Source organism: Citrobacter sp. wls829 (genome assembly GCF_005280825.1).
GTDB classification, from domain to species: Bacteria; Pseudomonadota; Gammaproteobacteria; order Enterobacterales; family Enterobacteriaceae; genus Citrobacter; species Citrobacter gillenii.
On the sequence record NZ_SZWP01000023.1, the window covers coordinates 1 to 8,857 of the forward strand.

The following is an 8,857-nucleotide window of genomic DNA, read 5'->3' on the forward strand; positions in this document are numbered from 1 at the left end:
ATTGAGTGGGAATGATGTATAGCTAGTTCATAGCGCATCATATCTATTCAATATCTCCTCTAACCCTCTGTAATCGCAGAGGGTTTTTGTTTATAACTACTCATATCTATTCACTCTACACCACATTTTGCGACGGTACAGGTGACGGTATTACCTGAAAGGTATACTCTCATAACGACAAAAAAATGGATGCATTACGGGTGAATTGTGCTTACTGATACCAAATTAAAAAACCTCAAGCCGCAGGACAAACTGTATAAGGTTTCGGATCGTGACGGCTTGTATGTAGCCGTGCTTACTTCCGGCTCTGTCTCGTTCCGGTATGACTACAGAATCAACGGACGCCGGGAAACGCTGGTCATCGGTCAGTATGGTCGTGACGGTATCAGTCTGGCGGAAGCGCGTGAAGAACTAATTGCTGCAAAGAAACTGTTGAAGGCAGGACAGTCGCCTGCTGCGGCTAAACGTGACGGTATCAAAAAGATACGCGGTGCTGAGACATTCGCGGTACATACCGACAGCTATATGAAGCACGTCATTCTGGCTGACAGTACCCGGGCAATGAAACAGGCCGTTATCGAACGAGATATCATGCCGGTTCTGGGTAACAAGATGATGGCGGAGATAACCACCGGCATGGTTCGTGACCTGTGCGATCGCATTGTGGAACGTGGCGGGCGTGCGACGGCGGTGCAAGCCAGGGAAATAATCAGCAGTGTTTACCGTTATGCGAATGACCGTGGCCACGGTCTGTTTAATCCGGCTGCGGATATAAAACCTTCATCGATAGCCATGTTTAAGCCGCGCGACCGTACGCTTCAACCTGAAGAGATCGGCGTATTCTTCCGCGCTCTGGATCACGTCGGAACTATGGCCACGATGAAGCTGGCATTAAAGCTGGTGCTGCTCACCCTGGTTCGTAAAAGTGAATTCACTCATGCCACATGGTCAGAGGTTGATTTCAAAAAATGGACATGGACCATACCGTCAGACCGTATGAAGGGAAGCCGGGCGCACGTTATCTATCTGCCAAAGCAGGCGCAGGATCTCATGGTTGGCCTGCAGATGTGCGCTGGTGGAAGTGAATACCTTTTGCCAGGGCGCTACTCAGTGAGTAAACCATTATCCAACGCCGCACTGAACAGGCTGATCAATGTCACTGTCGAATCGGTGAATGAGGCTGGCGGGCATCTGGATGACTTCTCTGTGCACGACCTGCGCCGCACTGCCAGCACACTGTTGCATGAGGCTGGTTATCCATCTGACTGGATTGAAAAGGCGCTGGCGCATGAACAGAAGGGAGTGCGAGCGGTATACAACAAAGCGGAGTATGCCCGGCAACGTGCCTACATGTTGCAGCAGTGGGCAGATATGATTGATGCCTGGATTAACGGGGAGCACACCGATCTGGTGCCGTTCTCCCCGTCGAAGTTTGAGCGATGGATGAGTGAAAAAGGTTAATGATTGATAAATATTACGCTCCCCGCTTCTTTACATCCTATCCTGCTATCGTGGATGTCGCCGCAATATGGGCAAATCCATAGATGCTTATTTTCGCACGGTAAGATGTTTTGTTGCGCGATTTTCAGTGCCTTAGCGAGAATAGCGACTTCACTCTGAAGTTGCTGGATCATGCCATCACGCTGCACAATAACAGCGCGCTGCTCTTCCAGTTGGCGGATTAACTCCGCCTCGTTGAACATGGTCATGCTGCACGCTCCCGTCCCTGGTTGTCTGATGTCGATAGCGGGGCGTTTTTGAATGCCTTAGCCATTCCTGCGATATCGAGTGCGTAACCAGGTTGCAGTTGTACCGCCGGACCATCGCACTGATTTCCCCAAACATCGAAGCCATGCGACGACTGGCGGGCGAATAGCTCAATGCGCGGCACATCGCCCAGCAACTGCACCAGTTTTTCGCGCACGATATCCGGCTTGCGGGAGTTCTCCAGCCTCGGCGCGGTGACATGCTGGCAGATAGAGGCATCCATCCTTTCCGGCAACTTTCCACGCACTGCAAACAGGCAGTCTTCGCTGTTTGCTCTGGTCATATGCCCCATGCCGATAGCGCTGTTACCCTTGTGCTTATTCGTCTTGTGCCAGGTGAATCCCTTCATAGTCATCAGTCGGAATCCCCAAGCCTCGACTACCTTCAATGCCTCAGCCGGCTGAGTCGGAACCCACCACATAGCCAGCAAACAATCATCGGCGGCAAGATCCCAAACCGGCAGGCGGCAGATATCCAGCACGTTCATCACCGGGTATTTAAACCCAGCACCGCGCTCGCCGTCGGCTGCTTTATCGCGATATATCCAAGGAGGATCCGCATAGATAAGAGTGTATTTTCCGGTCATTCTGCACCGCCTTCGATACGCTTAAACTCGATCACCCACACCCACGGGTCAGCAGTCCAGGACCCTTCACCGTAAATGGATTCCCACAGTTCTTCCCATACCTGGAAACCATAAGTGGCGGGGCGGAAGTCGTAAAGACCACAGCCGATCTCTTTGCAGATATCTCCTAGGGTAATGGCCTGCAGCCGCTCAACCCGCACATCCGTAATCTCCAGCAGAATGCGGGATGCCCAACGCGGCATGTGGATGCTCGGCGTCCAATTTTGAGAAGGTTGCTTAGTACATTCCCCAACCGATACAGTACGAGTGGATTCAGTAAAACTATTTCGCTCGCTGGCTTTGTACATCAAGCGTGCAACATCAGTGGCACAACCCATAACGCGAAATGCCTCACGTACCCAGATGCGATCGCCAGGCTTACCATGTGGGCATTTAACATGAGCAAAATTGCGATTGGTTTCATGGTCATCGCTGCCAGAACCAAACACAGCGCCCTTCCACGAAAAACCAGAGCTTTTGGTCAGTTCAGGTTGCGGTTTGACAATGCGGCGCGTCTGCGTCTTGCGACCGTCGAGAATGGCGCGAACCATCTCACTGTTAAAAATCATTCCGCGCTCTTTCATGCTGCCACCTTCTTATTGTTCATCAGCTCAGCAATGCGCTGAGCCTTTAATGGGTTTTTGATAACCTTTCTGCCTGGCACAATCCATCCGCAACGAAGAGATGAATAAACCAGCGTGATGCTGCCGACGCTGATGTTGTCGTGAGGGTTAGTCATACACCACCCCGCGACATCCGATCCCTGCGTATTCGCCACGGCGCAGGCCGTTACCTTTCGATATGCACTGATCACGGCGTATCGCTATTCTGGCGCGTTCAACTTCACCGACAGCTGCATCCATGCACAGCAACCAGAGCCTGGCTGCAATGCGGAACTGGCCTTTCGATTCACGTTCAACAGCGCGCTTTTCTACTTCCATCGCTGCCGGAGTTACGGCGACAACCTTTGACGCCTGACGCTGAGACACATAGTTCAGGTGATACTTTTCAAGACGAGTTAATTTGCTCATCGGATCCAGCCTTCTCTGAAAATAACCGCCAGCAGATACAGCCAGGCGGAAACGGCGGTCAGGAATAAGTACCATCCTGACCATTTTTCCCAGTGCCTGATCAGCGCTGTCATGCGGCGTTACTTACTGGGCGGTAAACGCGCTGATCAACCGGCGGCTTTTTTCCGGTGAACTCTGCCGGGCTAGTTGCCTGACGCTCATCAAGCCAGTTTTCAACCTCTTCAGCGTTCCATGCACAACGCTTATCAGTGATCCAGAAACGCTGCGGGAACTCGCCATTGCGCTCCATGCGGTCAATGGTGCTCATAGATACCGGCACCACTGCCATCAGTTCCTTTTTGCCAAATGCTCTTTTCATAATTACCTCTCTTGCATTTGCGACGCGCGTGGCGCCGCAGTGGTGGTTACATCGGTACTTCGTTAAGTTCGTCGCAGCGGATGGTGTAAACGTCAGTTGCTTTTGCCAGCAGGTCATCATCACCTGCCAGTTTCTGAGCAACGTATTTGTACGCTTTGTCCAGGTCGGCCTGAGTGTTGTAGTTCATCGCCGCGCCGGAAAATGCGTGCAGAATCTCTTCAGGACCGCGATCGTCTTTATGCTGCTGACGATCTTCCTGCTTCTGCTCAGGCTTTGAGTTGATCAGGCTGTTCATGCCCTGAGCAGTTGCCGCAGGTGGCGTGATGTCGCGCTCAACACGCGGTGTTGTCTCCTGCAGTTCGTCGGGTGTATAGACACCAAGAAGAACATCAGGGGCATGCAGGCGCGCCCAGCGCTTAACGCACAGATAAGCAAGCTGCTGACGTGGATCCTGTTCCCACAGTGGAGAGTTACGGACACCGGCCTGAGCCATGCTGATGGTAAGCTCACGCGGCTCTGCTTCGCCTTTCAGGACTGCCGACACTGTTACGGTCAGTGATGGAGATTTGTCGCTCTTGCCATCCACCTTTGACCAGTCGCCGTCCCAGCGGTAATTCAGGCGGGTTGAAAGCAGGTTTGAAGAGGACACGACGGCGTTAACCAGTTGTGCTTCATAGCCAAGAGTGCCGTTTACAACGTGCGTCTTCTGCGCAACAGCGAACGGGTTCATTCCCCATTGTGCTGCCTGCATGGTTACTGCCAGGCAGTCGGACGGTTTACCTGCAAGATGAGCAGGAACTGTGGCTTTACTGCCGGCCATTAGTTCAGCGAATCGAACAAGCTGATTCATACCTTCAGGACTGAAGATTGCCGCAGCGGTCCCTACGGTAGCGCCGGGCTGTGATGTGATTGCGATATCGTTTCTCATACGTACATATCCTGTTTGCGTGCCCATTCAGGGCGTTTAATAATTTCCACTCCGCCCCATTCATCGCTGATGCGGCATTCGTGATAGGTGTTCAGATCCCGGCGGAATAACTGGTGTCCTGCGTCAACGTCCGGCGCATCCAGTTCGAACACGCGGACCGGGTATCGACCGCAGTCGATGGTTTCGCTCACAGCCAGGAAGAAAAATCCGTGCGGCTGCCCGGTTACTTTCAGTGCGCCTTCGCGGTACATGGCGTCTTGGACGTGATAGCGGAATTCCTCGATGTGACGTGCAAAGCGATCCATGTCTGCAACCTTTTTCACATCGACGATCACGTTGTGCTCATTCAGCCATTTATCCGGGCGGATGCGGCACAACTCGCCAGTCTCATCGTCGTTCCAGTACATCGATGCTTCACAGTGGCCAGGTGCTTCCAGCATCCAGCGCGCCGCCGGGTGGGCCATTGCGCTGTCGCGCATCAGTTTCAGCTTCCGGCCCTGTTCGGCATCCATGACAGTCATGCCCATGCCAGCAACGTCTTTCATGAACGCTTCTTCATCGGCTTTACCCTGATTGGTGCGGCGGTTGAACTGTGGTGCCACGATGAAGCGCTTATCGAATTCCTCCGGCTCCAGAAGCAGGCAGTGCAGGGCGGTGCCCATGTCCAGCGCGGACTTTTTCTCTTCATCTTCCGGAGCAGCCTTCACCCATTTCAGAAGGGCAGGGTTCTTGGCCACCATATCCAGTTGTGACTTACTCACGCCGTCACCGGCGTGGTAGTCCTCGTTGCTGATGTCGTAGTAGATGCCGGTATTCATGCCGCATTCCTTTTGCTGTCGATCTGGTCAGCAAGGTCAAGACGTGCGATGACACCAGTTAATTCACGTTTGAATGACGACATAAGCTCTTCGAAATCATCGCTTTCAAATGCCGCTTCCATTACCTCGTAACGAACACCAGCACGGAGAATGGCGCGTTTGAATGACTCTTCCATTTCGCAACCAGCAACTGCTTCGATCAGCTCAACGTGGCGATCGTACAGTTCAGATGACAGCTGGTAGTCATTGCTTAACTGAACTGCTATTTTTTTCAGGTTATTGAATTGCTGAATGTGCATAGCCACCTCAGTAGTTGATGGTTGTTGCTGGGACTTTCCCGCGAGCGATGGCGACAACACATGCCTTTGCCCAGTCTTCAGGAATGCCCTGGTCAATGAGAGCTTGGACCGCAGCAGCATTAATGGCCCGACGGTGCTCTACATCATCAGCGCGTGATGCCGCTTCATCAGCGATGCGCTTCTCTTCCGCCAGACGGGCCGCTTCTTTCGCTTCGGCTTCACGTTTGATGCGCTCGGCTTCTTCCTGCGCCTTGCGTTGCTCAGCTGCGATAGCTTCCTGTTTTTCGCGCTCGGCACGATCTGTGGCTTCCTTCTTCTCTGCTTCAGCTTTTTGCTCTGCGGCAATACGTTCACGCTCTGCCTGCTCAGCCTTGAACTTTAATTCAGCCTCGCGACGGGCAGATTCGGCGCGTTCACGCTCGATTTTCTCTTCGGCTTCGCGCTTGGCCTGTTCTGCTGCCTGGCGCTTTAACTCTTCTTCATGAGCAATGCGCTGGCGTTCTGCTTCTTCTGCTTTCTCCTTCGCTTCGCGGTCGAATGCGTCATTCATAAGCAGGGCAATTTCGTGATCTGATTCGAACTGCTTACGGTCGTTTTCAGCTTTAACTCGAGCAGCTTCTTCAGCTTTGATGCGCTCCTGTTCAGCTTCCCATTCGGTAGCCGGTCGGCGTATTTCTACCGCCAGTTCATCCAGCGCATCGCGTACTTTTTTGCGGCTTGCATCGACAAGAGCAGGGCGCTTTTTCATTTCAGCAACCAGATTTTTTCCAGCGTCGTCGATGGCTGTTTTAGTGCGACGCACGGTAGATGCCATGCTGATATAAACGCCGCGCCCCTTAACCGTGTTGACGTCACCAACTACCGATAACGCTTTCTGGCGAATATCAGCAATCAGGTTTGAGATGTACTCATCACTGATGAATGCCGCTTCCAGATCTGCAGGTGCCGGAAGTTGTACCAGCACCAGTTCTTTTGATTCGCTCACTTGCTCACCCCCATATCTATTTCCGTTTTTACCGCCAGCTTGCTGACGAATACCCAGATCATTGCTTCACCCAGCGTGCGGAATTTCCAGCTCATCAGCCCGCAAGCTGTAACGCAGTACCAACCGTTGATGACTTTCCACTGCATATGAACCTCACTATTACCAATTTGGTAATACATAAAGATGCAGGAAAGCCACGAAGTGGTGGTTTCTGCCTGAGCGATGTGCTCTTGTATTACCTTTTGGGTAATAATCAGATCAAAAAGTGATTGTGTCAATAGGTATGACGAGAAAAAAATTACCATTTTGGTAATTGTGCTAGGCGCGAGCTTACCGCCATCGGGCAGGTAAAGCGTCAGAATGGCGGGGGATTACTTGCTTTTGTTCTGCTCAAACACGAAGTTGATGAATGAGGTGATCTTATTTTTCTCTTCCTGCGGCAGAGCTGCATACAACCGGTGGTCGTAGTCGATAACACCAGGAGCGCCGACGGGAATAATCATCTCGTATGCTTCATGCCCGAACGCGCGCGCCAGGGAGGAAAGAACGCCGATGGTTGTGCTTACTTCCGCTTTCATAATCCGGTTAACGGTGGCCGGGCCAATACCAGCCGCTACAGCAACTTTCTTTTCTGATGTCATTTCCGGGTTCTTTCTCATCCAGGCGTTGAGCGTGGCTGCGGCCTGCTTCTCTACAGTCCATTCGCCATCTTCGGTGGACGGAACAAAGTTATCTGCTGGAATAAATGCCAGGTCGTGATCAACATCAAGCCAGAACTTTTCTTTGCGTGCTGCTTCTTCAATGATACGCGCGGCATTCGGCCCGATGTTTTTGATACCAGTGCACCACCGGTTGACCAGGTTCTGCGAACGCTTCACCCGTTCGGCAAAGCGCAACTGAGTATCATCGAAATCCCGGCGAATGATTTCGTTAAGGTTTTTGCGTCTTATGTCATAAATACTTTTCATAGCTATTGTATTTGTCCATTTAATGTTACCTAACTGACTAAATTTAAATGAATATTACCATAAAGGTAAAGTTACCATAACGGTAATAATCATTGATTTTTTCACCAGAAAGGTAATAATTCAGATATGAATAGACAGGCTGAGATAAGCAAAATATGAGTGACGAAAAAAAATTTGATTTCAAAAAGCACTGGCTGGGACTGTCTCCTGATGAGCGTGAAGCATTTGCAGATGAGGCCGGAACCACCAGTCATTACATCCAGACGCATCTGACCGGGCGCCGCAAGATGCCAGGTAAGCGACTGATGGACGGACTGTTTAAAGCATGTCGTTCCCGCGAATGGACAAAGTCTAAACCTGAATTAGTGCTCTTCTTCTACGACCGATAATTCCCCTGAACACATCAATGCCGCCATCTCCTGGCGGCTCCTTCCTGCATAAAACACCTTTCTGGTAATAAAAAACCATATACGGTTGATCTTTTTTTCTTCCTGCATCAAAATCATCGTAATAGTAAACGTTAATGAGGTTGTGCAATGGAGATTATTACTCGCCTTGACGCTGCAAAGGCAGGTCTTAAGCGTTATTACACCGGAAAACAGTGTAAGCATGGTCATGACAGTGAGCGCTACGTTTACAACGGGCACTGCGTTACATGCGCCATCAACACGAGCCTGCGCCGCCAGGCAGAAATAAAGCAGCTCATGGCCGAAGCCAGCCTGCAACACTCAAGCTGACGACAGGTATTTACCATGAGCAGACACGCAACAGAGTGGGCATGGAAAACAAATCCGGGCAGCTCATCACTGAAACTCATCCTGCTCTCGATGGCTGATCGAGCCGATGAATACAACCTGTGCTACCCAAGCATCGAACGCCTGGTTACCGACACAAGCCTGAATAAAAAAACAGTTCAGTCGGGGCTTATTTCGCTCATCGGAATGGGACTAATTTCAGATACAGGAGAAAGAAAAGGGGCAACAAGAAGGGTCCGGGTTTTCTCTTTAAACATACCCAAAAACGGTAATGTTACCAATATTGGGAATATACCCAAAAACGGGAAGTTGAATGATCCCAA

The 8,857-nt window shown here is 51.2% G+C and carries 16 protein-coding genes; 4 read left to right on the forward strand and 12 right to left on the reverse strand.

Annotated features, from left to right (window positions below; translation table 11 throughout):
- Positions 1 to 207: 207 nt before the first annotated feature.
- On the forward strand, positions 208 to 1,461 hold the full coding sequence (locus FDW88_RS01890; RefSeq protein WP_137361907.1) for a tyrosine-type recombinase/integrase: 1,254 nt from the start codon (positions 208 to 210) through the stop codon (positions 1,459 to 1,461).
- Here the strand turns inward: FDW88_RS01890 and FDW88_RS01895 are convergent.
- From FDW88_RS01895 to FDW88_RS01945, 12 genes are all read right to left on the reverse strand, one after another.
- On the reverse strand, positions 1,458 to 1,709 hold the full coding sequence (locus FDW88_RS01895; protein ID WP_137361908.1) for a hypothetical protein: 252 nt from the start codon (positions 1,707 to 1,709) through the stop codon (positions 1,458 to 1,460). The genes FDW88_RS01890 and FDW88_RS01895 overlap by 4 nt on opposite strands.
- The gene (locus tag FDW88_RS01900; protein ID WP_137361909.1) at positions 1,706 to 2,353 is read right to left on the reverse strand and encodes an MT-A70 family methyltransferase; all 648 of its coding nucleotides are present in this window, start codon (positions 2,351 to 2,353) and stop codon (positions 1,706 to 1,708) included. The genes FDW88_RS01895 and FDW88_RS01900 overlap by 4 nt, the downstream gene beginning before the upstream one ends.
- Positions 2,350 to 2,976 carry a hypothetical protein gene (locus FDW88_RS01905; protein WP_137361910.1) on the reverse strand — a complete coding sequence of 209 codons (627 nt, stop codon included), beginning with the start codon at positions 2,974 to 2,976 and terminating at the stop codon, positions 2,350 to 2,352. Before FDW88_RS01905 ends, FDW88_RS01900 begins: the two co-directional genes overlap by 4 nt.
- Positions 2,973 to 3,131 (reverse strand): DUF1317 family protein, encoded by a 159-nt coding sequence (locus tag FDW88_RS01910; protein WP_076934915.1) that lies wholly within the window; start codon positions 3,129 to 3,131, stop codon positions 2,973 to 2,975. Before FDW88_RS01910 ends, FDW88_RS01905 begins: the two co-directional genes overlap by 4 nt.
- Complete coding sequence (locus tag FDW88_RS01915; RefSeq protein ID WP_000041116.1) at positions 3,124 to 3,423, reverse strand: PerC family transcriptional regulator; 300 nt, start codon at positions 3,421 to 3,423, stop codon at positions 3,124 to 3,126. Before FDW88_RS01915 ends, FDW88_RS01910 begins: the two co-directional genes overlap by 8 nt.
- A 109-nt stretch (positions 3,424 to 3,532) precedes the next feature.
- Positions 3,533 to 3,781 (reverse strand): AlpA family transcriptional regulator, encoded by a 249-nt coding sequence (locus tag FDW88_RS01920; RefSeq protein ID WP_000816432.1) that lies wholly within the window; start codon positions 3,779 to 3,781, stop codon positions 3,533 to 3,535.
- 46 nt (positions 3,782 to 3,827) lie between these two features.
- Positions 3,828 to 4,709: a RecT family recombinase gene (locus tag FDW88_RS01925; protein WP_137361911.1), complete on the reverse strand. Its 882-nt coding sequence runs from the start codon at positions 4,707 to 4,709 to the stop codon at positions 3,828 to 3,830.
- Complete coding sequence (locus FDW88_RS01930; protein WP_137361912.1) at positions 4,706 to 5,527, reverse strand: PD-(D/E)XK nuclease-like domain-containing protein; 822 nt, start codon at positions 5,525 to 5,527, stop codon at positions 4,706 to 4,708. The genes FDW88_RS01925 and FDW88_RS01930 overlap by 4 nt, the downstream gene beginning before the upstream one ends.
- A complete protein-coding gene (locus FDW88_RS01935) occupies positions 5,524 to 5,826 on the reverse strand; it encodes a hypothetical protein (RefSeq protein ID WP_136397552.1) in 303 nt (100 codons plus the stop codon). The genes FDW88_RS01930 and FDW88_RS01935 overlap by 4 nt, the downstream gene beginning before the upstream one ends.
- 7 nt (positions 5,827 to 5,833) lie before the next feature.
- Complete coding sequence (locus FDW88_RS01940; protein WP_137361913.1) at positions 5,834 to 6,811, reverse strand: hypothetical protein; 978 nt, start codon at positions 6,809 to 6,811, stop codon at positions 5,834 to 5,836.
- Positions 6,808 to 6,957 carry a hypothetical protein gene (locus FDW88_RS22405; protein WP_170974147.1) on the reverse strand — a complete coding sequence of 50 codons (150 nt, stop codon included), beginning with the start codon at positions 6,955 to 6,957 and terminating at the stop codon, positions 6,808 to 6,810. The genes FDW88_RS01940 and FDW88_RS22405 overlap by 4 nt, the downstream gene beginning before the upstream one ends.
- Before the next feature lie 225 nt (positions 6,958 to 7,182).
- Complete coding sequence (locus FDW88_RS01945) at positions 7,183 to 7,779, reverse strand: helix-turn-helix transcriptional regulator (protein ID WP_137361914.1); 597 nt, start codon at positions 7,777 to 7,779, stop codon at positions 7,183 to 7,185.
- Positions 7,780 to 7,934: 155 nt separating this feature from the next.
- Between FDW88_RS01945 and FDW88_RS01950 the strand changes: the two genes are divergently transcribed.
- The 3 genes from FDW88_RS01950 to FDW88_RS01960 all read left to right on the forward strand — a co-directional run.
- Positions 7,935 to 8,168: a hypothetical protein gene (locus tag FDW88_RS01950; protein WP_003037808.1), complete on the forward strand. Its 234-nt coding sequence runs from the start codon at positions 7,935 to 7,937 to the stop codon at positions 8,166 to 8,168.
- 147 nt (positions 8,169 to 8,315) lie between these two features.
- On the forward strand, positions 8,316 to 8,516 hold the full coding sequence (locus tag FDW88_RS01955; RefSeq protein ID WP_052930708.1) for a hypothetical protein: 201 nt from the start codon (positions 8,316 to 8,318) through the stop codon (positions 8,514 to 8,516).
- Positions 8,517 to 8,531: 15 nt separating this feature from the next.
- On the forward strand, positions 8,532 to 8,857 hold a 326-nt coding region (locus FDW88_RS01960; protein WP_170974148.1), incomplete at its 3' end, for a helix-turn-helix domain-containing protein.

Excerpts from the sequence above, each read along its gene's own strand:
- FDW88_RS01895 (WP_137361908.1), bottom strand. The coding sequence starts at position 1,709 with ATGACCATGTTCAACGAGGCGGAGTTAATCCGCCAACTGGAAGAGCAG.
- FDW88_RS01900 (WP_137361909.1), bottom strand. The coding sequence starts at position 2,353 with ATGACCGGAAAATACACTCTTATCTATGCGGATCCTCCTTGGATATAT.
- FDW88_RS01905 (WP_137361910.1), bottom strand. The coding sequence starts at position 2,976 with ATGAAAGAGCGCGGAATGATTTTTAACAGTGAGATGGTTCGCGCCATT.
- FDW88_RS01910 (WP_076934915.1), bottom strand. The coding sequence starts at position 3,131 with ATGACTAACCCTCACGACAACATCAGCGTCGGCAGCATCACGCTGGTT.
- FDW88_RS01915 (WP_000041116.1), bottom strand. The coding sequence starts at position 3,423 with ATGAGCAAATTAACTCGTCTTGAAAAGTATCACCTGAACTATGTGTCT.
- FDW88_RS01920 (WP_000816432.1), bottom strand. The coding sequence starts at position 3,781 with ATGAAAAGAGCATTTGGCAAAAAGGAACTGATGGCAGTGGTGCCGGTA.
- FDW88_RS01925 (WP_137361911.1), bottom strand. The coding sequence starts at position 4,709 with ATGAGAAACGATATCGCAATCACATCACAGCCCGGCGCTACCGTAGGG.
- FDW88_RS01930 (WP_137361912.1), bottom strand. The coding sequence starts at position 5,527 with ATGAATACCGGCATCTACTACGACATCAGCAACGAGGACTACCACGCC.
- FDW88_RS01935 (WP_136397552.1), bottom strand. The coding sequence starts at position 5,826 with ATGCACATTCAGCAATTCAATAACCTGAAAAAAATAGCAGTTCAGTTA.
- FDW88_RS22405 (WP_170974147.1), bottom strand. The coding sequence starts at position 6,957 with ATGCAGTGGAAAGTCATCAACGGTTGGTACTGCGTTACAGCTTGCGGG.
- FDW88_RS01945 (WP_137361914.1), bottom strand. The coding sequence starts at position 7,779 with ATGAAAAGTATTTATGACATAAGACGCAAAAACCTTAACGAAATCATT.
- FDW88_RS01950 (WP_003037808.1), top strand. The coding sequence starts at position 7,935 with ATGAGTGACGAAAAAAAATTTGATTTCAAAAAGCACTGGCTGGGACTG.
- FDW88_RS01955 (WP_052930708.1), top strand. The coding sequence starts at position 8,316 with ATGGAGATTATTACTCGCCTTGACGCTGCAAAGGCAGGTCTTAAGCGT.